Raw genomic sequence first — 22,442 nt, forward strand, 5'->3', positions numbered from 1 at the left:
GCAAAAAACAAGCCGAGGATTATACCCGAGCTATGACCTCACACGCCAGCTGAGGTCGGGTTAGATGCGGAAACATTCTGTTTTAAGAGGTCACGCATCTGTTTTGCTATCTGAATTTGCTCTTCAGCCGATAATCCCGGCTGCTTCGCTCTCTTGATAAGTTCATCGAGGGTCTGAGTGTGTTGACCCGCGGATAACCTATTAATGGTGTCTAAAAACTGTTGTTCAAGGTTGTCGCCGTCAATTAGCCACTCCTTTTCTGCCAGTGCCCGCAATAAGCGGCCTTGTTCCGTGCCATGCCAGCGAGCCATCAGCTGAATTGAGTTTAGCTTAGGGTTTTTCTGCACGGCTTCGATCAGTGCAATAAGCACCTGAGCGTAGGTATTGCTCTCATTGGCAAAGTGGTCGGCACTTTCAACCTTGCCGGCCAGTTGCGGGTGGTGAATGAGTGTGCGCAGCGCGATGAGTGTCGGGGCTTCCACCGCTACGGGCGTGCGTGGCGCGTAGGCTTCATCGCGATCGCCGCGCTTGCCGTTTTTGCTCCACGGCTTTTTATCCCACTTCTTGCCGCCTGCGCCGGGCTTCTTCGGCGTCCATTCCTGCTGGGGCGCGAAGGCTTCTTGAGGTTGGTGGAAGTCGGCATAGTCCGGCATGGCGTCGTAATCCATGCCGGGGTCGTAGGCTGGCGGTGCATCCTGCGGGGCGCTGTGCACCAGCTGGCTTACGGCTTCACCGCTTAAACCAGTGATCTCCAGCAGGCGCTGGCGCATCAGCGTGCGCAAATTGGCGCCCGGGACTTTGTCGATCAGCGGCGCCGCGAGGGTGGCCATATGGGCCTTGCCTTCGAGGGAGCGCGGGTCAGCTTCTTCGGTCAGCTGCTGGAAAAAATAATCCGCCAGCGGCTGTGCATGTTGATTGATGCGTGCGCGGAACGCGTCGGTACCTTCGGAGCGCACCAAGGTGTCCGGGTCTTCGCCTTCGGGCAGGAACAGGAAGCGTGCACGACGCCCATCCTGCAGGCTCGAGAGCGTGGCTTCGAGCGCGCGCCAGGCGGCGTTGCGGCCGGCCTGGTCGCCGTCGAAGCAAAACAGCACGCTGGGCACGACGCGGAACAGGCGCTTCAGATGTTCTTCGCTGGTGGCGGTGCCGAGGGTCGCGACCGCGTTGCGCAGGCCTTGTTGGGCCAGGGCAATCACATCCATATAGCCTTCAACCACGATAATCTCGTCGAGGTTGCGGTTGTTCTTGCGCGCTTCGAACAGGCCGTAGAGTTCCTGGCCCTTGTGGAACACCGGGGTCTCCGGAGAGTTCAGGTACTTGGGCTTGTCGTCCCCGAGTACACGGCCGCCGAAGGCGATGATGCGGCCACGGCTGTCGCGGATCGGGAACATCACCCTGTCGCGGAAGCGGTCATAGCGCTTGCCGGTCTCGGCGTTTTCCACCAGCAGGCCGGCATCGATCATGGCCTTTTGCTGGAGGGTGTCGCTGCTCAGGTGTTTATACAGATTGTCCCAGCCCGGCGGAGCGAAGCCGAGGCCGAAGTCCCGAGCGATTTCGCCGGTGAGGCCGCGCCCTTTAAGGTAATCGACAGCGGCCTTGCGCTGCGGATGGCTCTTGAGTGCCTGGCGGTAAAAGTCGGCAGCAGCGGTGAGCAGCGGATACAGCGGCGAATCGGTGGGTTGCCGCGGTTTGTGCGGCCGGCCACTTTCTTCGCGGGGCACTTCCATGCCGGCGGCTTTCGCCAGGTCCTCGACAGCCTGGGGGAAGTCCAGGTTGTCGTGGTCCATCAGGAAGCCCAGGGCATTCCCGCCCGCCCCGCAACCGAAGCAGTAATAGAACTGCTTGTCGGGGCTGACGCTGAAGGATGGGGTTTTTTCTTTATGAAAAGGGCAGCAGGCGGTGTAGTTTTTGCCCGCTTTTTTCAGCTGTACGCGTGAGCTGACAACATCGACGATGTCGGTGCGGTTCAGAAGGTCGTCAATAAAGCTCTGGGGAATCAGCCCGGCCATGGCGTTCTCGTCATCACTGCGTGTAAATGAGGGCCCGTGACGTGTTCAAGCGCACGTAAGGAGTGCTCGATCATCATCGTCTGCATGGGTCATCAGGGAGTGTATCTGCCGAATATTTACTGAGGATAGTTTCTGATCAGTCTTCGGCATGGAAATGTTGCCCGGGCGTCCGGTCTAGGCCAATGGCGGCCTCGGAAACGCATCGTTGGGCACAGCCGATACAGTTGATCGTCTGTTTGAAGAATAGGTGTGCTCGTCAGTAGCCTTGTTAGGCTCGTCAGAAGAGACGTGCACCGCTGGCAAAAGAGCCAGCCCTGACGTGTGAAGCAGTGTCTCGGTCGCATGTGCGGCGTCGACGGTGAAGCATCAAGCGATATCCGCAAATGCCAACAGCCCGGCTGAGGGCCGGGCTTGGCAGAAGCTTGCTACGAACGTCTGTGTATTAGTACAGACGAACGGCGCGGCGCTGTTCGCGCTGAACTTTCTTAGCGTGACGCTTAACAGCGGCTGCTGCTTTGCGCTTACGCTCAGAAGTTGGCTTCTCATAAAATTCGCGGCTACGAACTTCAGCCAGAACACCGGCTTTTTCGCAGGAGCGCTTGAAACGACGCAGAGCTACGTCGAAGGGTTCGTTCTCTTTTACTTTGACGGCTGGCATCCAGAGCTACCTTCTTTCATTACCGGGAATCAACGTTCTCGTCGCAAAAAATTCGCGGCTGAGGTCGTCGGTTTTTAAGGGTTGCGGATGTTAACCCCTCATTGCCCGGAATGCAAAGCCTCTGATCGAAAACCGCTAGTCGGGAGGGGGAGTGGCGACTATTATGCGCGCCTTCGAATTCAGCCTCTACAAGGCGCAAACCCATGCTAGTACTGGGACTTGAAACCTCCTGCGACGAAACCGGAGTCGCACTATACGACAGTGAACGCGGGCTTTTGGCCGATGCACTGTTCAGTCAGATCGACCTGCATCGCGCCTATGGCGGCGTGGTGCCGGAGCTTGCCAGCCGCGATCACGTCAAGCGCATGCTGCCGCTGATCCGCCAGGTGCTGGATGAAGCCGGCTGTGTGGCAACCGAGATCGATGCCATTGCTTACACCGCCGGCCCCGGATTGGTCGGAGCCCTGCTGGTTGGGGCCTCTTGCGCCCAGGCGTTGGCGTTTGCCTGGGGCATTCCTGCCCTTGGTGTGCACCATATGGAAGGCCATTTGTTGGCGCCCATGCTGGAAAAAACACCGCCGGAGTTCCCGTTCGTCGCTTTGTTGGTTTCGGGGGGGCATACGCAGCTGGTTCAGGTGGACGGGATCGGCCAATACACACTGTTGGGCGAGTCGCTGGACGATGCCGCCGGTGAAGCGTTCGACAAAACCGCGAAGATGATGGGACTTAATTATCCGGGTGGTCCGGAAATCGCCCGCCTTGCCGAGAACGGCGTTGCCGGTCGCTACACCTTCCCGCGGCCGATGTGTGATCGTCCTGGCTTGATGTTCAGTTTCAGCGGCTTGAAAACCTCTGCCTTGAACACCTGGCAGCAGAGCGTCAGCGCCGGGGACGACGGCCAGCAAGCCCGTTGCGACATCGCGCTGGCGTTCCAGCAGGCTGTGGTGGAGACTTTGACCATCAAGTGCAAGCGCGCCCTGAAACAGGCGGGCATGAAGCGGCTGGTGATCGCAGGCGGCGTCAGCGCCAACAAGGCGTTGCGCAGTTCCCTGGAAAAAATGCTCGGCGACATGAATGGCAATGTGTTCTACGCACGCCCTGAGTTCTGCACTGACAACGGCGCAATGATCGCCTATGCCGGTTGCCAGCGCTTGCAGGCCGGACAGCACGAAAGCCTGGCGATCAGCGTGCAGGCGCGCTGGCCGATGGAACAATTGCCGCCGTTGTAAGGTTCAAGGGCGCCGAGTCCAGGCGGGATATTTAAAAATGCCGTTCGCGCCCGGCAAACAGGTCGCGTAGATTGCCGCGGTGGCGCCAGACGATCAGCAGTGTCAGCACGCTCATCGGTAACAGCGCTTGCGGTTCCTGCCAGGCCAGCAACGGCAGGGTCAGCGGCGTAGCAATCAGCGCGGCCAGCGAGCTGGTACGGGTCAGGTAGAACGTCAGCAGCCAGGCGAGCATGGCCAGTAACGCCGCAGGAGGGTAAATACCCAGCAGAATGCCGGCCGCCGTGGCTACGCCCTTGCCGCCGCGAAAACGGAAGTACAACGGGAACAGGTGGCCCAGGACGGCACATAGGCCCACCCAGGCTTGCTGCTGCAAGCCAAGGCCGACGAGGCTGGCGATCAGCACGGGCAGCAGGCCCTTGCAAACGTCGCCCAGCAAGGTCAGGACGGCGAGTTTCTTGCCGGCCAAGCGCAACATATTGGTGGCGCCGGCATTGCCTGAGCCACTCATTCGCGGATCGGGATTTCCCGTCAAGCGGCTGAGCAAAATGGCGAAGGACAGCGAGCCGAGCAGGTAGGCGAAAATCGCCAGTGACCAAAACATGCTAACTATTCCGGGCGAGGACGCCCTGATTCTAACGGGGCATCGCGCCCTTGTCGTGCTGCGGAGAAAAGTGCTTGGACAGAGTGTTTATCGAAGGCCTGGAAGTCGACACCGTGATCGGGGCTTACGACTGGGAGCGCGGAATCCGGCAATGCCTGCGCCTGGACCTGAGCTTCGCCTGGGATAATCGCCCAGCTGCGGCCGGTGATGACCTGACCCTGGCACTGGATTACGCCAGGGTGTCTGCGCGTATCCAGGCCTTTGCCGAGCAGTCCCAGTACCAACTGGTGGAAACCTTTGCCGAGCGTCTGGCCGAAGTGCTGATGAGTGAATTCCAGATTCCCTGGCTGCACCTCAAGTTGACCAAGCCCGGCGCGGTGCCGGCTGCCAAGGGCGTGGGCGTGGAGATCGAGCGCGGATGTCATTGACTCAGGTTTACCTCGGGCTTGGCAGCAATATCGACCGCGAGGCTCGTCTATGTGCCGGCTTGGATGCGTTGGCCGGTTTCTTGACGGATATGCGCTGTTCGGCGGTGTTCGAAAGCCAGCCGGTGGGGATCAAAAGTGGGCCGTTTTTCAATCTGGTGGTGTCGGCTTATACCGACCTGCCGTTGATGGAGTTGGATCGTCGTTTGAAATCCATCGAGGCTGACAATGGCCGCTACGCGCCAGACCGCAAAGGCCTGCCGCTGGATATCGATGTGTTGTTGTATGGCGATCTGGTGGGCAATTTCGATGGCTTGATCTTGCCGCGAGCCGAAATCCTGAAAAACGCCTTTGTGTTGTGGCCGCTGTCGATGATGGCGCCGGACCGTATGCACCCTGAGGCTGGCAGGACAATGGCCGAATTATGGCGAGACGCGCAGATTGATCAGGTATTGGCACCGGTTGCGTTCGAATGGCAGGGTCAGCCACTCACGCCACGAGCTGTTTTGTAGGAGCCGAGCTTGTTGTGGCGAGGGAGCTTGCTCCCGCTGGGCTGCGCAGCAGCCCNTTGGGAGCGCTTCGCACTGGAGCGCCAGCCCGGTCCCGCGGGAGCAAGCTCCCTCGCCACAACGGCCATCGCCTAAGGAGAGGGGTTTTCCTTGTAGGCTTTCAATGCGCTTAACCGTTCGCGCTTGAGCGCATCGCCCAGTTCGGGACCTTTGAAACCCTTTTCTAGCAGCGGCGCGACCGGCACTTCGCGTGCAGCCTTTGCCGCTCCGCGCAAATAATCGGCCTGTGGATAACTGCGCTGTTCAAAACCCTTGCGGCCACGGGCGTCCATTTCGCAGGCCACCACGAACTCTTCAAAGCGTTGTGGCCGACGGTACACGTCGAAGCTTTGCAGCAACTCCAGCAATGTCGAGGCCTTGAGCTCAAGCGCACGATGGCCGTGGGTATGATATTGCCCCACCAGCAAGGCCAACTCCTGGCAATCCCTCGGCACCTTGAAACGCTCGTTCACCGCTTTGATCAGCTTCAAGCCGCGATGTTCGTGGGCAATGTGCTGCGGCAACTTATCCACAGGTGTCAGGCCCTTGCCCAGGTCGTGCAGCAGGCAGGCCCAGCGCACGCTCAGCGGTTGCTTGTGCAGGGCAGCTTGTTCCAGCACGCTCAAGGTGTGCACGCCGGTGTCAATTTCCGGGTGGTGAGCTGCGGGCTGCGGCACGCCGAACAGCGCATCCACCTCCGGCATCAAGGTTTTCAGCGCGTCGCAGTCACGCAGTACTTGGATAAATACCTGGGGTTGATCTTCCATCAGCGCCCGTGAGATTTCCTTCCAACTGCGCTCGGGGGTAAGGGCCTCCAACTCGCCGGACTCACTGAGTTGGCGCATTAACTCCAGAGTCTCAGGGGCGACTGTGAAGCCAAGAGGCGCATAGCGTGCGGCGAAACGCGCAACGCGCAATACACGGAGTGGATCTTCGGCGAACGCGGGGGAAACATGCCGTAAAATACGCGCTTCAAGGTCGCGTTGGCCCTGATAAGGATCGGTCAGGTTACCCTCGTCGTCCTCCGCCATGGCATTGATGGTCAGGTCACGCCGAATCAGGTCTTCTTCCAGCGTAACGTCGGGGCTCGCATGGAATATAAAGCCGCCGTAACCCCGCCCATTCTTGCGTTCGGTGCGAGCAAGGGCGTATTCGTCACCGTTCTTCGGGTCGAGAAATACCGGGAAATCGGCGCCCACCGGTTTATAACCCTTGGCGAGCATCTCTTCGGCCGTCGCGCCAACGACGACGCGGTCTATATCGGTGACCTTGATGCCCAGTAGGCGATCACGCACGGCGCCGCCGACTTTGTAGATTTTCATGAAAAAGCCTCCATTAGCGGCACAGGATAACGCCTGAGCTTGGCCAATGGAGGCTTTGCTGTTTCAGAGATGAACGACGGCCATGTCGAGGCGGCCGTAGTCGTTGTCGTTACGATCGCTGCGCGGTGGCACATGATGGGTTTTCATCACTTGGTCGCCCTGCAGGGTTTCCAGATGAATATCAAAGCCCCAGAGCCGATGCAGATGCTTGAGCACTTCCTCAGTGGATTCGCCCAAGGGTTTGCGGTCGTGCTGCTGGTGACGCAAGGTCAGCGAACGGTCGCCACGCACATCGATGCTGTAGATCTGCACGTTAGGTTCGCGGTTACCGAGGTTGTATTGCGCGGCCAGGGTTTCGCGAATGATGCGGTAGCCGGGTTCGTCGTGGATGGCGGGTACGACCAGATCGTCCTTGAGGTCGTCGTCCAGGATACTGAACAGCTTGAGGTCGCGGATCACCTGGGGCGACAGGTACTGCAGGATGAAACTCTCATCCTTGAAGCTGCTCATGGCGAACTTGATGGTCGAGAGCCAGTCGCTGCCGGCGATTTCCGGGAACCAGCGGCGATCTTCCTCGGTGGGGTACTCGCACATGCGGCGGATATCGCGGTACATGGCAAAACCCAGTGCATAGGGGTTGATGCCGTTGTAATACGGGCTGTCGAAGCCTGGCTGGAAGACCACGCTGGTATGGGACGTGAGGAACTCCATCATAAAGCCGTCAGTGACCAGGCCCTCGTCGTACAGGTCGTTCATCAGGGTGTAATGCCAGAAGGTTGCCCAGCCCTCGTTCATCACCTGGGTTTGGCGCTGTGGATAAAAATATTGCGCGATCTTGCGTACGATCCGCACGATTTCACGCTGCCAGGGCTCCAGCAGCGGTGCGTGTTTTTCCAGGAAATACAGGATGTTTTCCTGAGGTTCGGCGGGGAAGCGTGCATTGTCTTTGTCGCTGTTCTTGTCGGCGCGCTTGGGGATGGTGCGCCACAGGTCGTTGATCTGTTTCTGCAGGTGCTCCTCGCGTTCCTTCTGGCGCAGGCGCTCCTCTTCTGCGGAAATCGGATAGGGGCGTTTATAGCGGTCAACGCCGTAATTCATCAGCGCATGGCAGGAGTCCAACAGGTCTTCTACCGCATCGATACCGTGGCGCTCCTCGCACTGCATGATGTATTGCTTGGCGAACACTAGGTAATCAATGATCGAACTGGCATCGGTCCAGGTTCGAAACAGGTAGTTGCCCTTGAAGAAACTGTTATGCCCATAGCAGGCATGGGCTACTACCAGCGCCTGCATGCAGATGGTGTTTTCTTCCATCAGGTACGCGATGCACGGGTCGGAGTTGATCACGATCTCGTAGGCCAGGCCCATCTGGCCGCGTGTGTAGGACTTCTCGGTACTGAGGAAGTGTTTCCCGTAGGACCAATGGTGATAGCCCAAGGGCATGCCCACCGAGGCATAGGCATCCATCATCTGTTCAGCGGTGATGACTTCTATCTGGTTGGGATAAGTGTCCAGGGCATAACCCGCCGCGATACGGCTGATTTCCCGGTCATAGGCCTGGATCAGTTCGAAGGTCCACTCGGAGCCAGTGGAAATGGGTTGGCGCTTGTTCTCTTTTTTGGCGGTCATGTCACTAACCTGCGCTGGAAGAGTTCACGGAAGACCGGGTAGATATCGCCGGCCGAGACCAGTTGCTGCTGGGCGAACGTGTCGGCAAAGGCTTCGCCGATGCGCTCGTATTCGAACCACAGGGCCTGGTGCTCACGGGGGGTGATTTCGACGTAAGTGTAGTACTGCACGAACGGCATGATCTGGTTGATTAAAATGTCCCGGCAGATTGGGGAGTCGTCGTTCCAGTTATCGCCGTCGGAAGCTTGGGCGGCGTAGATGTTCCAATCGTTGGCGGGGTAGCGCTCGGCCATGATCTCCTGCATCAGCTTCAGTGCGCTGGAAACAATGGTCCCGCCGGTTTCCCGCGAGTAGAAAAACTCCTCTTCGTCCACCTCTCGCGCGCTGGTGTGATGGCGGATGAACACTACGTCAATCTTGTCGTAGTTCCGTTTCAGGAACAGGTACAGCAGGATAAAGAAGCGCTTGGCGATGTCCTTGGTGGCCTGGGTCATGGAGCCGGAAACGTCCATCAGGCAGAACATCACAGCCTTGGAGCTGGGGTTGGGTTGCTTGACCAGCAGGTTGTATTTCAAGTCAAAGGTATCGAGGAACGGCACGCGGTGGATGCGCGCGCTGAGTTTTTCGATTTCCGCCTCTATTTCCTGGATATCGCCGAAGTTGTCCGGTTCTTCGCGCTTCAAGCGTGCCAACTCTTCCTTGGCCTGCTTGAGTTTGGCGCGGCTGCTGCCGGACAGGGCGATACGCCGTGCATGGGCTGAGCGCAGGGTGCGGATGATGTTGATGCGCGACGGGTTGCCCTCGTTGCTGATCCCTGCGCGTACGGTCTTGAAGGTATCGGTGCCGGTCAGGTTGCGTTTGACCAGGTTGGGCAGTTCGAGGTCTTCGAACATGAATTCGAGGAATTCTTCCTGAGTGATCTGGAATACGAATTCATCCATGCCTTCGCCAGAGTTGCCGGCTTTACCCGGGCCTTTGCCGCCGCCACCGCCTTGTGGGCGCTGGATATGTTCGCCGGTGGTGAATTCCTTGTTGCCGGGGTGCACCACGGTCTGTTTGCCGCCGCGGCCATGGTGAAGCACCGGTTCGTCGATGTCCCGTCCGGGAATGCTGATTTGTTCGCCATGCTCCATATCGGTGATGGAGCGGCGGCTGACGGCCTCTTCTACCGCCTTTTTGATGTGGTCACGGTAACGCCGCAGGAAACGCTGACGGTTTACCGTGCTCTTGTTCTTGCCATTGAGGCGTCGGTCGATCACATAGCTCATGGGGAGCCCTCCGGGCAGCTTCACGTTACAAGCTTCAAGCCGCGGGCTGGAAGCTTAGAGACAAGCGGTCAACTGCCAGGCCGGATGCCTGGCAGTGCGCGCTTGCCGCTGCCTTACTGCGATTTGCGAACCCGCAGGTACCACTCGGAGAGCAGTCGTACCTGTTTGTCGGTGTAGCCTCGCTCGACCATGCGTGTGACGAAGTCGTTGTGTTTTTGCTGATCCTCCTTGCTGGCCTTGGCGTTGAAGCTGATGACGGGCAGCAGGTCCTCGGTGTTGGAAAACATTTTCTTCTCAATGACCACCCGCAGCTTCTCGTAGCTGAGCCAAGTGGGGTTCTTGCCGTTGTTGTTGGCACGGGCGCGCAGTACGAAGTTGACGATTTCGTTGCGGAAATCCTTCGGATTGCTGATGCCGGCGGGTTTCTCGATTTTTTCCAGCTCTTCGTTGAGGGCCACGCGATTGAGGATTTCGCCGGTTTCCGGGTCGCGGTATTCCTGATCCTGGATCCAGAAATCGGCGTACAGGACATAGCGGTCGAAGATGTTCTGGCCGTATTCGCTGTAGGACTCCAGATAGGCGGTCTGGATTTCCTTGCCGATGAACTCGATGTAGCGCGGCGCCAGGTATTCCTTGAGGAAGCGCAGGTAGCGCTCACGGGTTTCGGCCTGGAACTGCTCTTGTTCAATCTGCTGTTCCAGCACGTAGAGCAAGTGCACCGGGTTGGCGGCAATCTCGTGGGGGTCGAAGTTGAAAACCTTGGACAGGATCTTGAACGCAAAGCGCGTCGACAGACCGTTCATGCCTTCGTCTACACCCGCCGTGTCACGGTATTCCTGGATCGACTTGGCCTTGGGATCGGTGTCCTTGAGGTTTTCGCCGTCGTAGACGCGCATCTTCGAATAGATATTGGAGTTCTCCGGCTCCTTGAGGCGCGACAGCACGGTGAACTGGGCAAGCATCTTCAGAGTGTCCGGCGCGCAATGGGCCTTGGCCAGGGAGCTGTTGAACAGCAGTTTGTCGTAGATCTTGATTTCGTCGCTGACCCGCAGGCAGTACGGCACCTTGACGATATAGATCCGGTCGATGAAGGCTTCGTTGTTCTTGTTGTTGCGGAAGGTATGCCATTCCGATTCGTTGGAGTGAGCCAGCAGGATCCCGGTAAACGGAATCGCCCCAAGGCCTTCGGTACTGTTGTAGTTACCTTCCTGGGTAGCGGTGAGCAGTGGGTGCAGCACCTTGATCGGTGCCTTGAACATCTCCACGAATTCCATCAGGCCCTGGTTGGCCCGGCACAGTGCGCCCGAATAGCTGTAGGCATCGGCGTCGTTCTGCGGGAATTCTTCCAGCTTGCGGATATCGACTTTGCCCACCAGCGCAGAAATGTCCTGGTTGTTTTCATCGCCCGGTTCGGTCTTGGCCACGCCGATCTGGTTGAGGATCGACGGGTAGAGTTTCACCACGCGGAACTGGCTGATATCACCGCCGAACTCGGCCAGGCGCTTGGTGGCCCAGGGCGACATGATGGTGTTGAGGTAGCGCCGCGGGATACCGAAGTCTTCCTCGAGGATCGCGCCATCTTCCGTGGCGTTGAACAGGCCCAAGGGGGACTCGAAGACGGGCGAGCCCTTGATCGCATAGAAGGGCACCTTTTCGATCAATTGCTTGAGTTTTTCCGCCAGGGACGACTTGCCGCCGCCGACCGGGCCCAGCAGATAGAGGATCTGCTTCTTCTCTTCCAGGCCTTGGGCGGCATGGCGGAAGTAGGAAACGATCTGGTCGATGCATTCTTCCATTCCATGGAAGTCTTCAAAAGCCGGATAGCGGCGGATCACCTTGTTGGAAAATATCCGCGACAGGCGCGAATTATTGGCGGTTTCCACCAGTTCTGGCTCGCCAATCGCCAGTAGCAGGCGTTCGGCGGCAGAGGCGTAGGTGCTGCGGTCCTGCTTGCACAGCTCGAGATACTCCTGAAGCGTGAGTTCTTCCTGCTGTGTGGACGCGAAGCGTTGTTGGAAGTGGCTAAAGATACTCATGACGTCGTCACCTCGCTCGATACGTGGAGCCGACGCCGGATCAATCAGTCGATGCTGGCAGTCATTGGCGCACGCCAATGGCTGTTTTCCCCCCAGAACACCCTGAAACGTTACCGATGACCCGTACGCCGGTGTACCGGCTCTCCCCTGATTCGGATGGCCTGCGCTTAAGGATAGTTCGGAATCCGGGAGGTCAAGGCGCGATGCGCAATTAGTTTGGCTGCGCCGTTCGTCAGAAACGGCGCAAGCCCAAGCGTCACGCGGGGTAGCGGGGTGTGAAAAAAATTATTGCGAATCACCTGAAGAAATTTCCGCAGGATAGGTCGTACGCCACAGCTCAAACCCGCCGTCCAGGCTATAGACGTCAGAGAAACCCTGGCTGATCAAGTACGCGGCTGCGCTCTGGCTGGAATTGCCGTGGTAGCAGGCGACGATCAACGGCGCATCGAGGTCGGCGGCGCGTATGAAGTCGGCGATGTTAACGTTGTCCAGATGCTGCGCGCCGCTGATGTGGGCGGCGGCGTAAGTAGGCTGGTCGCGGATGTCGACGACTACAGCACCTTGCTCGCGCAGGGCCTGGGCTTGTTCGGGGGGGATACGTTTGAATTCGGTCATGGCGGGCTCCTATGGCTTGGTGGCGGCCGGCTGGGTAATGGAAAGGGGGGATTCGCACTGGCAGTCGTGGCGCTCGCCCGTGTCGATGTTCATCAGGGTCATGGCGCCGCCCCACACGCAACCGGTGTCGAGGGCGAACACGCCGGGCTCATCGCACTTGCCTTCCAGTGCGGCCCAATGACCAAAGATGATCTTCGTGTCACGGGTCTTGCGTTCCTTGTAGGCGAACCAGGGCTTATAGCCGGGGAGGGCGCTGTCGGCACCTTCCTTGCTCTTGAGGTCCAGTTTGCCTTCGGCCGTGCAGAAGCGCATGCGTGTGAAATAGTTGGTGATCACTCGCAGGCGGGCGACGCCGGTGAGCTCGTTGTCCCACTTCACCGGGTCGTTGCCATACATGCCGTCGAGGTAAGCGGTGTACAGGTTGTCATCGGCCAATGCACTTTCAACTTCGGCGGCGCACTTGAGAGCTTTTTTCAGCGTCCACTGCGGCGGGATACCGGCATGCACCAAGGCCATGTTGCGGTCCTCGTCGTAGTGCATGAGTTTTTGCCGGCGCAGCCAGTCGAGCAGTTGAGCGCGGTCCGGGGCTTCGAGGATTTCCCGCAGGGTGTCACCTTTTTTGAGGCGCTCGATGTTGTTGCCGGCCGCAAGTAAGTGCAGATCATGGTTGCCCAGCACGCATACCAAAGAATCACGCAGGCTATAGAGGTAGCGCAGGGTTTCCAGGGACTGGGGGCCGCGGTTGACCAGGTCGCCCACCAACCACAAGCGATCATTTGCGGGGTCGAAGGCTACGCGATCCAGCAGGCGCTTGAGAGGGTCCAGGCAGCCTTGCAGGTCGCCGACAGCATACGTCGCCATCAGTGCAGGGCTCCTGGCACGGCCAGGCGGAAGGGCTTGATGATTGCATCGAACAGTTGGCCGTCAGTGGCCTTCATTTGATACGAGCCTTGCATGGTGCCGACCTTGGAGGTCATCACCGTGCCGCTGCTATAAGTGTGGCTGGCGCCGCTGTCGATCAACGGTTGCTGGCCGACAACGCCTGCCCCGCGCACTTCCTCGACCTGGCCGTCGCCATCGGTGATGACCCAGTGGCGCGACAGCAGCTTGGCCGGCACCAGCCCGTTGTTCTTCACTGTAATGGTGTAGGCAAAGGCGAAGCGGTTATGTTCGGGTTGCGATTGGTCCGCCAGGAAGCGGGTGACGACGCTGACGTCTATCTGATAGCGAGGATCGGACATGCAAGAGGCCTTAAAAGCGAAGGACAGCAGATGCGAGTCAGTCTAGGCCAAGAGGTGGGCGCTAGGCCAGACATGTGTCGGGCAGCCGGCAAGCGTTATCGGTATAACGCGGAGCAAATGTGTGCGGGCTTGCTCGCGAAGGCGGTGCATCAGTTACACATTTGGTGACTGATACTGCGCATTCGCGAGCAAGCCCGCTCCCACATTGGATTGCATCGAGTTCTTACGGCCTATTCCACTTCGGATGCAGGCTGTATGGCAAGCTGGTCAGCCAGGCGCACGAACGCGGCCAGGTCCAGTTGCTCGGGGCGCAGGCTTCCATCAACGCCGGCAGCTTCGATCTCGGCATTGCTCAGCAGGGCCTTGAGGGTGTTACGCAAGGTCTTGCGGCGCTGGTTGAACGCCTCCCGCACGACGCGTTCCAGCAGTTTGTGGTCCTTGGCCGGGTGCGGCAGCACGGCATGCGGCACCAGGCGTACGATGGCCGAATCGACCTTCGGCGGCGGGTTGAACGCGCCTGGACCGACGTTGAACAGGTGCTCCACGCGGCAGTGATACTGGACCATGATCGACAAACGACCCCAATCACCACCGCCAGGGCCTGCGGCCAGGCGCTCCACCACTTCCTTTTGCAGCATGAAGTGCATGTCTCGGATGATTCCGGCGTTGTTCAGCAGGTGGAAAATCAGCGGCGTGGAAATGTTGTACGGCAGGTTACCCACCACCCGCAGGCTGTTGGGCGCAGCGCCAAGGCTGTTGAAGTCGAACTTCAGCGCGTCGCCCTGGTGCAGGTTGAAGTTGGCTTTGCCGGCGAACTGCTGGTTGAGGATCGGGATCAGGTCCTTGTCCAGTTCCACGACGTCCAGTTGCCCGCCGCTGGCCAGCAGGCCCTGGGTCAGCGCGCCCTGGCCCGGGCCGATTTCCAGCAGGCGGTCTTCTGGCTTGGCGTGGATTGAGCGCAGGATGCGATCGATCACGCCAGCGTCGTGCAGGAAGTTCTGCCCGAAACGCTTGCGCGCCCGGTGTTGGTAATGCTCAGTCATATACGGGTCTCGGCCATCTGATAGGCGGTTTCCAGGGCCACGTGCAGGCTGCCGGTATCGATCTTGCCGCTGCCTGCGAGGTCCAGGGCCGTGCCATGGTCGACGGAGGTGCGGATGATCGGCAGGCCCAGTGTCACGTTGACTGCGGCGCCGAAGCCTTTGTATTTCAGCACGGGCAGCCCCTGGTCGTGGTACATCGCCAGCACTGCATCGCAGTGCTCCAGATATTTGGGGGTGAACAGAGTGTCTGCAGGCAATGGGCCGCGTAGGTCCATGCCTTCTTGGCGCAGGCGCTCTAGTGTTGGTTCAATGATGTCGATTTCTTCATGGCCCAAGTGGCCGCCTTCACCGGCGTGGGGGTTGAGCCCGCAGACCAGGATGCGCGGTTGGGCAATGCCGAATTTGTGTTGCAGGTCGCTGTGCAGGATGCGCGTGACACGCTCCACACGCTCGGCAGTGATGGCATCGGCGATTTCACGCAGCGGCAAGTGGGTAGTCACCAGCGCCACACGCAGGCCACGGGTGGCGAGCATCATCACCACTTGAGCGGTATGGGTCAGTTCCGCGAGGAATTCGGTATGGCCGGAAAAGGCGATGCCGGATTCGTTGATCACGCCTTTGTGCACCGGTGCGGTGATCATGCCGGCAAAGTCGCCGTCGATGCAGCCTTGGCCCGCACGGGTCAACGTCTGCAGCACGAATGCTGCGTTGGCCGTGTTCAACTGCCCGGCCACCACCTTGGCCTGCAGCGGGGTGTCCCACACATACAGGCTGCCAGCGGGGGCCGCCAGGTCGGGCCAGTTGCCCGGCGCCACCTCCAGCAGGTTGACGGCCACACCCAGCTGCGCGGCCCGCTCAAGGAGCAGGTCGCGGCTGGTAATGGCAATCAGGGGGTGTGGCTGGGGTTGCGAGGCGAGCAGCAGGCACAGGTCTGGACCAATGCCGGCCGGCTCGCCGGGTGTCACTGCGAAACGCTGGGGTTTCACTGGGTTGCCTGGTCGGTGCCTGTTTGCTCGGCGCCTGGCAGCTTGTTCTCTACATACGCTTCGTCACGGATCTGACGCAGCCAGGTTTGCAGCTCTTCGTCGTATTTGCGGTTACGCAGTACGGTCAGGGCTTGCTGCTCGCGGGCCTGGGTGGTGTTATCCGTGGCGCGACGGCCAAGGACTTCCAAGACATGCCAACCGTATTGGGTCTTGAACGGCTTGGACAATACGCCTTGTGGCGTGTCGGCCATGACCTGCTGGAATTCGGGCACCAGTGCCCTCGGGTCGATCCAGTTCAGGTCGCCGCCGTTAAGGGCAGAGCCTGGGTCTTCCGAGAAGCTTTTAGCCAGGGTGGCGAAGTCTTCACCGCTTTCAATGCGGTCATAGATCTTCTGGGCTAGTTCCTTGGTTTGTGTTTCGGTGCGGATTTCGCTCGGTTTGACCAGGATGTGACGAACATGAACTTCGTCTTTCAACGAGGTTTCGCCGCCGCGACGTTCCAGTAGCTTGAGGATGATGAAACCACCCGGGGTTCGGGCTGGCTGGGTAATGCCGCCGACTTCCATGGCGCTCAATTCGCGATCAAACGGAGGTGGCAATTGAGCCGCTTTACGCCAGCCCATGTCACCGCCTTCGAGGGCGTTATCGCTGCCGGACTGAGCAATGGCCATCTGGGCAAAATCTGCACCCGCTTTCAGGCGCTCGTAGATCGCCTGGGTTTTAGCGGCGGCGGCATTGAGCTGCTCAGAGTTGGCCCCGTCCGGGGTTGGAATCAGGATATTGGCCAAGTGCAACTCTTCGGAGAGCTGCATCTTGCCCAGGTCCGAAGCCAGGAAGTTCTTCACTTCCTGCTCGGACACCTGAACCCGTTCGGCCACACGGCGCTGGCGCACACGGCTGATGATCATTTCGCGCTTGATCTGGTCACGGGCGTCCTCATAGGACAGGCCATCGTGGGCCAGGGCTGCGCGGAACTGATCAATGCTCATGTTGTTGCGTTGAGCAATGGTGCCAACAGCCTGGTTCAGTTCCTCGTCCGAAATACGGATGCCGGAACGTTCGCCAATCTGCAGTTGCAGGTTTTCGACGATCAGGCGTTCCAGTACCTGAGATTCCAGGACGCTGGTCGGTGGCACCCCACCGCCACGTTTGGCGATGGTCTGCTGAACTTCCTTGACCCGCTGGTCCAGCTGGCTCTGCATGATCACGTCGTTGTCGACGATGGCCGCTACTTTATCCAGCTGTTGAACTGCGGCGTGTGCCGAAACAGTACCCAGGAACAGCGCGCCCAGCACTAGCGGGCGCAAACACTCAGAAAGCTTTGTCTTCACGTTCACGATAACCTTCAATGCCTTTGTCGAGGAAGCTCTCTACCTTGGCGCCGGTCAGGCCGCCGAGTCCTTTGAGGACGATCTGGAAGAAGAGCCCGTGGTCACCCTTTTCGTTGAGCGGGGCGATCTGGCTGTACTCGTCGTTGGAAACCCAGTAGCGGTTGATGACGCGCAGTTTCCAGCAGCAGTTGTCGTACTCGAAACCACCGAAGGCTTCCAGGGTGCGGTTGCGTGCATAGTCATACTGCCAGCGAGTGATCAAATTCCACTGCGGAATGATCGGCCACATCATCGAGAAGTCGTGTTGCTGGATTTTGTAGTAATCCTTCACGTAGTTCTCTTGACCTGGCGTGCCGTAGTCCCCACCGAACTGCCATTTGCCGGTCAGTTGGTTGTAGACCACTTGGTCATTGCGGTAGCGATAGCCGAGGTTGACGACCTTGTTCGGGTTGTCTTCTGGCTGATAGTGGAACATCGCACTACCGGAGCGTGGGGCATGGCTTTCGGTGTCCCAGTTGTAGTCGGCCGTGGCGCGCCAATCGCGGTTGAAGCGGAAAGCGTATTCCAAAGCGATAGGCGAAACGTCGGAGCGTGCATCGTCGCGGTCAGCAGCCAATACACCCGGCAGTTGAACTTCGCGATCCTTGAAATACAGCGCCTGACCGACGGAAACTCGCTGGCGTTCAAAGCCGTTTTCTTCGATCCAACGGCTGGTTACGCCAAGGGATAGCTTGTTCTCATCACCGATTCTATCCGAACCGCTGAAACGATTATCGCGGAACAGGGAGGAGTAGCTGAACGAGTACTCACCCGTGTCGAAGACCGGAATATCGCTTTGATCTTTATTCGGCACATAAAGATAGTAGGCGCGAGGCTCAAGCGTCTGGTTGTAATCCTTGCCGAACCAATTGGTCGTGCGGTCAAAGTAGAGGCCGCTGTCGATGCTGGCAATCGGGACTGCACGGTCTTGTGAGCTTTTGAATACGCCGCCGGCGTAAGGAGCGGCCCCAGGCTGAGCTGCGGCCAGTTGCGCGGCGATAATGTCATTCTTGCCTTTGCTATCCAGGTCAAGGTCATATTTGGTGTAGACGTATTTGAGCTTCGGCGTAATAAAGCCATAGCTCCAGTTCATTGGGTACTCTACAGCGGGTGCTACGTTTAGGCGTGTACCGTTCGCACGGGTCAGGCCGCTTACGTAGTTATCCAGGCGCCGTTCACCGATAGTGCCATCGGAGTTGAACGGCCCGCCGTCTTCATTGACCACATTTCCGTTTCTGAGGTCCCGATCGAATCTTACGGCTTCTGTCTCGTAGGAGAAGTTGAGCCCCCCCGGATGATACGGCAGCTGACCATTAAAGGTGATCTGCGGCAAGCGGTCATACGGAGTAATCTGGGAAATCGTTGCCAGTTGATAGGACTGCAGGTTCACCCGAGCTTGATAGCTATCACCGCGGTAGGTAACCGAGCCTTGCTGGTTCAGGAAGTCCTGGCTCTCTACGCCTTCCTGGTACGACTTCAAATCCTGGAAGTAGAACGGATCACTGATCTTGGTGTAATCGACCTGGGTCGTCAGACGCGAATCCAGCCCACCTTTATGCTGCCAATTGAGCATATAGCGGGTCTTTTCGTAATCAGTCTGCTTCTTCCGCTCGTCGCTATCATCATTGAGATACGCCCCACCAAACTGCCCTTCACTCGACTTGGTCAGATAGCGGAATTCGCCCTCCATCAACAAGCCGCGCTTGGTCATGTACTGCGGGTACAACGTGGCATCGTAGTTCGGTGCCAGGTTGAAGTAGTACGGCGTTACCAATGTAAAGCCAGTCTCACTGCCGGTGCTGAAGCTCGGCGGCAGGAAGCCGGATTGACGACGGTCATCGATCGGGAAGTAGATGTACGGGGTGTACAGGATCGGGATGTTCTTGACCCGCAACGTCGCGTTGGTCGCCGTACCGAAACCGGTGGCCGGGTTCAACGTAATGTTGTTGCCCTTGAGCTGCCAGGCGTTGCTGTCCGGCTCGCAGGTGGTGTACGTACCGTCCTTGAGACGGATGATCGCGTTTTCTGCACGCTTGGCGTACAGCGCGTTACCGCGGATGCGTGACTTGTGCATCACGTATTCGGCGTTGTCGATCTGGGCGGCACCGGTGTCGAGCTGGACCTGGGCATGGTCACCCACGATCAGGGCGCCGTTATCGCGCAGGCGCACCTTGCCATTCAGTTCGCCACGGTTCTCCGCCTGGTACAGGCTGGCTTCGTCCGACTCCAGCTGCATGCTGCCCTGGCGCATGACCACGTCACCGGCCAGGGTAGCGACCTGCTGCTCCTGCTCGTAACGAGAAGCCTTGGCGCCGATGAAGGTCGGCGCATCGCTCTTGTTCGTCTTGTCGTTCATGCCAGGACGAGTCGGCTCGATGTAGGCGCCGCCGCAGTAAGGGCCGGTTTCGGCCAGCTGTGCTGCGGTCAGCTTCTCGCGAGGTACCCAGTCAAGGTGGCTGTAGTCGGCACTGCGCGAACGCAGGCCACGGCCCTTGGCTTCGGTGACCAGCATGGTCTTGGGTTCGGCGTCGACGCTGCCGCCAGCTTTGCCTTGCGGCGTGCTGTTGGCCGAGCTGACGGCAGCACCGTCATGCACCGGGCGCGGTGGCAATGGGGCGGCGGCGGTCTTCGGCGCGCAATCCCAGGCACCCGAAGCAGAGACTGAGCAGTCATACTGTTCCGCGGCGACCACGAATGAGGTGGCGAAAGGTTGCAAGGCCAGCAGACTGCCGGTTACCAGCAACGGAAATTTTCTACGAAACGCGGGGGATTTCAATGCCATCTTATTAGTCCGGGCTTCCTGCGTGCCATCTGCCCGCGGTTTGGGCCGCACGCCTCTCGATGGTCTGAAAAAGATGCGTGATAATAAAGCATGCCCCGCTTGACGGCTAGCGCCGTCGGAGACCCTTGTAATGCCCGAGCAAGATCTACGTTTACAACAGCTGGAAGTCTGGCTGGATGAGCAGTTGCCGATCCTCTTCAACGCTCAGGACTGGGGCCCCGTGCCCCCGGCCACATTGACCGCGGCCAGCAGCGACGCGAGTTTCAGGCGTTATTTTCGATGGGAGGGCGGTGCCCATACGTTCGTCGTCATGGACGCGCCACCCCCCCAGGAAAACTGCAAACCTTTCGTCGATATTGCGCATTTGCTCGCGAAATCGGGAATAAATGTGCCAAAAATTTATGCAGAAGATTTGCCCCGTGGCTTTCTTTTGCTCAATGACCTGGGCAGAAAAACCTATCTGGACGTGATTGACGGTGAAAATGCCGATCAATTATTTGCCGATGCCATCGACGCGCTGCTGGCTTTTCAGCAATTGCCGATGGATGCGCCGTTGCCCAGCTATGACGTGGCCTTATTGCGTCGCGAGCTGGAACTGTTCCCGGAATGGTACGTGCGCCGTCACCTGGGCATCGACCTCGACCCTGAGCAACAAGCCCTCTGGCAACGTGCCAGCCAGCAGTTGATCGACAGCGCGCTGGCCCAGCCCAAGGTGCTGGTGCACCGCGACTACATGCCGCGCAACCTAATGGTCAGTGAGCCAAGCCCAGGCGTGCTGGATTTTCAGGACGCGGTCTACGGCCCGGTGACCTATGACATTACCTGCCTGTTCAAGGACGCCTTCCTCAGTTGGCCCCAGGCCCGCGTTCGTGAATGGCAGCGCGGCTATTGGCAGCGCGCCGGGCAGCTGGGGATTCCCGTACAGGACGACTTTGAAGAGTTCCTGCGTGCCAGCGACCTGATGGGCGTGCAGCGTCACCTCAAGGTTATCGGCATTTTTTCGCGTATCTGCCACCGCGACGGCAAGCCACGCTACCTGGCCGACGTGCCGCGTTTCTTCGCTTATATAGAAGCGGTGCTGGCCGACAGACCTGAGTTGAGTGACCTGGGCGAATTGCTCGCCAGCCTGCGCGAACCTGCCGAGGCCAGCGTATGAAGGCGATGATCCTTGCGGCAGGCAAGGGCGAGCGCATGCGCCCGCTCACCCTGCATACGCCCAAGCCGCTGGTGCAAGCCGGCGGCAAGCGGCTGATCGAGTATCACCTTGAAGCCTTGGCGAAGGCCGGTTTTACCGAGATCGTGATCAACCACGCCTGGCTCGGCGAGCAGATCGAAAGCTACCTGGGCGACGGTGCCCAGTTCGGTCTGCGCATCCGCTACTCCCCGGAGGGTGAACCGCTGGAAACGGGGGGCGGCATATTCCAGGCATTGCCGCTGCTGGGCGACGAACCGTTTCTGGTGGTCAATGGCGATATCTGGACTGACTACGATTTCACCCAGCTCAAGCAGCCGATCCGGGGCCTGGCGCACTTGGTGATGGTCGACAACCCTGCGCACCACCCGTCGGGCGGGGATTTTTACCTGGATCACGGTGTGCTTCATGATGCCGCGCCCGGTGCCGATAACCTGACCTTCAGTGGCATTTCAGTGCTCGACCCCAAGTTGTTCGCGGGTTGCAGCGCCGGTGCCTTCAAGTTGGCCCCGGTGTTGCGCGAGGCCATCGCCAAAGGTCTGGTAACGGGGGAGCACATGGCAGGACGCTGGGTGGATGTGGGGACGCTGGAGCGACTGGCGCAGGTCGAAACCTTGCTGACAAAGGGACGCTAGGATGTTGTGGCCAGGGACGCTGATCGGCGCCGGGGCTGGCTTTGCCATTGCCAGTATTCCGGGGGCTTTGTTGGGGGCATTGCTGGGGCAGGCCTTGGATCGTCGCTTGCAATTGCACAGTTGGGCGCAGTTACGTGAGCGCCTGGGTGGGCGTCCGGCCTTGCGCAACGACGAGCTGTTGTTCGTGCTGCTGGGACGCCTGGCCAAGAGTAATGGCCGGGTTGTCGATGGGCATATCCAGCAAGCGCGCCAGGAAATGCGCGCACTGGACATGAGTGAGCCGGCCCAGCGCCGCGCGATCAGCGCCTTCAACCGTGGCAAGTCCGGCAGTGACCGTGTACGCAGTTACCTGCGGGTGCTCAAGACGCAGCCCCATGCGGCGGAAGGCGTGCTGCGCGCCTGTTGGCGCATGGCGTGGGCGGACGGTCGGGCGGATGCTGCCGAGCGCGACCTGATCGACCAGTGGGGCAAGTGGCTGGGCTGGACGCCGCAGCAGCTGCAGGCATTGGCGACCGATTACGCGCCGGAGCGCAAGCCAGTGGCCAATCGTGGGGGGGCCTATCAGGAGGCGTTGCGTATCCTGGGGGTGACGGCAACCACTGAGCCTTCGGTGATCAAGCGCGCCTACCGCCGCCTGCTCAGCCGTCACCATCCGGACAAGATCGCCGGCACGGGAGCCAGCCCCGCGCAAGTGCGGGAAGCGACTGAACGAACCCGTGAATTGCATAACGCCTATGCGTTGATTCGTGAGCGGCGCGATTTTCGCTGAGGCTATCGCCACTCAACTCTATGTGGCAGTGGCAAGCCCTGATTGGAGGAGCGAGCTTGCTCGCGAAAAACTCCCAGGGGCCGC

General features: G+C 59.3%; 20 protein-coding genes. 6 read left to right on the forward strand and 14 right to left on the reverse strand.

The annotated features are described in order from the left end of the window. Positions 1-38: 38 nt before the first annotated feature. The gene (gene dnaG, locus ACTJLA_RS20765) at positions 39-2,009 is read right to left on the reverse strand and encodes a DNA primase (protein WP_314550619.1); all 1,971 of its coding nucleotides are present in this window, start codon (positions 2,007-2,009) and stop codon (positions 39-41) included. A 442-nt stretch (positions 2,010-2,451) separates the two neighbouring features. After that, positions 2,452-2,667, reverse strand: coding sequence for a 30S ribosomal protein S21 (rpsU, locus tag ACTJLA_RS20770; RefSeq protein WP_002551877.1), 216 nt, complete (start codon positions 2,665-2,667; stop codon positions 2,452-2,454). 203 nt (positions 2,668-2,870) lie between these two features. Here rpsU and tsaD point away from each other — a divergent pair, with 203 nt between their 5' ends. Then, positions 2,871-3,896, forward strand: a complete 1,026-nt coding sequence (tsaD, locus tag ACTJLA_RS20775) for a tRNA (adenosine(37)-N6)-threonylcarbamoyltransferase complex transferase subunit TsaD (RefSeq protein WP_003194748.1) — start codon at positions 2,871-2,873, stop codon at positions 3,894-3,896. Positions 3,897-3,927: 31 nt separating this feature from the next. Here tsaD and plsY read toward each other — a convergent pair whose 3' ends face one another. Continuing rightward, on the reverse strand, positions 3,928-4,497 hold the full coding sequence (gene plsY / locus ACTJLA_RS20780) for a glycerol-3-phosphate 1-O-acyltransferase PlsY (RefSeq protein ID WP_089041432.1): 570 nt from the start codon (positions 4,495-4,497) through the stop codon (positions 3,928-3,930). A gap of 74 nt (positions 4,498-4,571) precedes the next feature. Here plsY and folB point away from each other — a divergent pair, with 74 nt between their 5' ends. Continuing rightward, complete coding sequence (folB, locus tag ACTJLA_RS20785; RefSeq protein ID WP_054896792.1) at positions 4,572-4,925, forward strand: dihydroneopterin aldolase; 354 nt, start codon at positions 4,572-4,574, stop codon at positions 4,923-4,925. Continuing rightward, complete coding sequence (gene folK, locus ACTJLA_RS20790) at positions 4,916-5,434, forward strand: 2-amino-4-hydroxy-6-hydroxymethyldihydropteridine diphosphokinase (RefSeq protein WP_054896793.1); 519 nt, start codon at positions 4,916-4,918, stop codon at positions 5,432-5,434. Before folB ends, folK begins: the two co-directional genes overlap by 10 nt. Before the next feature lie 128 nt (positions 5,435-5,562). Here the strand turns inward: folK and ACTJLA_RS20795 are convergent, their stop codons facing one another. The 11 genes from ACTJLA_RS20795 to ACTJLA_RS20845 form a co-directional block, all read right to left on the reverse strand. Beyond that, complete coding sequence (locus tag ACTJLA_RS20795; RefSeq protein WP_060763999.1) at positions 5,563-6,792, reverse strand: multifunctional CCA addition/repair protein; 1,230 nt, start codon at positions 6,790-6,792, stop codon at positions 5,563-5,565. A gap of 63 nt (positions 6,793-6,855) precedes the next feature. Then, positions 6,856-8,421, reverse strand: a complete 1,566-nt coding sequence (locus ACTJLA_RS20800) for a SpoVR family protein (RefSeq protein WP_440842038.1) — start codon at positions 8,419-8,421, stop codon at positions 6,856-6,858. Further along, a complete protein-coding gene (locus tag ACTJLA_RS20805) occupies positions 8,418-9,689 on the reverse strand; it encodes a YeaH/YhbH family protein (RefSeq protein WP_034116083.1) in 1,272 nt (423 codons plus the stop codon). The genes ACTJLA_RS20800 and ACTJLA_RS20805 overlap by 4 nt, the downstream gene beginning before the upstream one ends. Positions 9,690-9,802: 113 nt before the next feature. Then, positions 9,803-11,725 (reverse strand): PrkA family serine protein kinase, encoded by a 1,923-nt coding sequence (locus ACTJLA_RS20810; RefSeq protein WP_003194732.1) that lies wholly within the window; start codon positions 11,723-11,725, stop codon positions 9,803-9,805. Positions 11,726-12,010: 285 nt separating this feature from the next. After that, on the reverse strand, positions 12,011-12,340 hold the full coding sequence (glpE, locus tag ACTJLA_RS20815; RefSeq protein WP_034128825.1) for a thiosulfate sulfurtransferase GlpE: 330 nt from the start codon (positions 12,338-12,340) through the stop codon (positions 12,011-12,013). 9 nt (positions 12,341-12,349) lie between these two features. Continuing rightward, positions 12,350-13,201: a symmetrical bis(5'-nucleosyl)-tetraphosphatase gene (locus tag ACTJLA_RS20820; protein ID WP_034128824.1), complete on the reverse strand. Its 852-nt coding sequence runs from the start codon at positions 13,199-13,201 to the stop codon at positions 12,350-12,352. Continuing rightward, the gene (gene apaG / locus ACTJLA_RS20825) at positions 13,201-13,581 is read right to left on the reverse strand and encodes a Co2+/Mg2+ efflux protein ApaG (protein ID WP_003194726.1); all 381 of its coding nucleotides are present in this window, start codon (positions 13,579-13,581) and stop codon (positions 13,201-13,203) included. The genes ACTJLA_RS20820 and apaG overlap by 1 nt, the downstream gene beginning before the upstream one ends. A 230-nt stretch (positions 13,582-13,811) precedes the next feature. Then, the gene (gene rsmA, locus ACTJLA_RS20830) at positions 13,812-14,624 is read right to left on the reverse strand and encodes a 16S rRNA (adenine(1518)-N(6)/adenine(1519)-N(6))-dimethyltransferase RsmA (RefSeq protein ID WP_072445547.1); all 813 of its coding nucleotides are present in this window, start codon (positions 14,622-14,624) and stop codon (positions 13,812-13,814) included. Next, on the reverse strand, positions 14,621-15,610 hold the full coding sequence (gene pdxA / locus ACTJLA_RS20835) for a 4-hydroxythreonine-4-phosphate dehydrogenase PdxA (RefSeq protein WP_054896797.1): 990 nt from the start codon (positions 15,608-15,610) through the stop codon (positions 14,621-14,623). Before pdxA ends, rsmA begins: the two co-directional genes overlap by 4 nt. Then, positions 15,607-16,941: a peptidylprolyl isomerase gene (locus ACTJLA_RS20840; RefSeq protein WP_140915329.1), complete on the reverse strand. Its 1,335-nt coding sequence runs from the start codon at positions 16,939-16,941 to the stop codon at positions 15,607-15,609. The genes pdxA and ACTJLA_RS20840 overlap by 4 nt, the downstream gene beginning before the upstream one ends. Further along, positions 16,922-19,762 carry an LPS-assembly protein LptD gene (locus tag ACTJLA_RS20845; RefSeq protein WP_060772767.1) on the reverse strand — a complete coding sequence of 947 codons (2,841 nt, stop codon included), beginning with the start codon at positions 19,760-19,762 and terminating at the stop codon, positions 16,922-16,924. The genes ACTJLA_RS20840 and ACTJLA_RS20845 overlap by 20 nt, the downstream gene beginning before the upstream one ends. 130 nt (positions 19,763-19,892) lie before the next feature. On the opposite strand from ACTJLA_RS20845, the gene ACTJLA_RS20850 reads away from it, so the two are divergent. Genes ACTJLA_RS20850 through ACTJLA_RS20860 form a run of 3 tightly spaced genes read left to right on the forward strand, consistent with a single transcriptional unit; the run spans position 19,893 to position 22,358 of the window. After that, the gene (locus tag ACTJLA_RS20850; RefSeq protein WP_054920693.1) at positions 19,893-20,918 is read left to right on the forward strand and encodes an aminoglycoside phosphotransferase family protein; all 1,026 of its coding nucleotides are present in this window, start codon (positions 19,893-19,895) and stop codon (positions 20,916-20,918) included. Further along, entirely contained in the window at positions 20,915-21,589 is a 675-nt protein-coding gene (murU, locus tag ACTJLA_RS20855) for an N-acetylmuramate alpha-1-phosphate uridylyltransferase MurU (protein ID WP_054920691.1), read from the forward strand. Before ACTJLA_RS20850 ends, murU begins: the two co-directional genes overlap by 4 nt. 1 nt (position 21,590) lies before the next feature. Then, positions 21,591-22,358 carry a TerB family tellurite resistance protein gene (locus tag ACTJLA_RS20860; protein WP_054920689.1) on the forward strand — a complete coding sequence of 256 codons (768 nt, stop codon included), beginning with the start codon at positions 21,591-21,593 and terminating at the stop codon, positions 22,356-22,358. The last annotated feature ends 84 nt before the right edge of the window (positions 22,359-22,442 follow it).

The sequence above is a fragment of the Pseudomonas sp. 22072 genome, assembly GCF_052046095.1.
GTDB classification, from domain to species: Bacteria; Pseudomonadota; Gammaproteobacteria; order Pseudomonadales; family Pseudomonadaceae; genus Aquipseudomonas; species Aquipseudomonas paracarnis.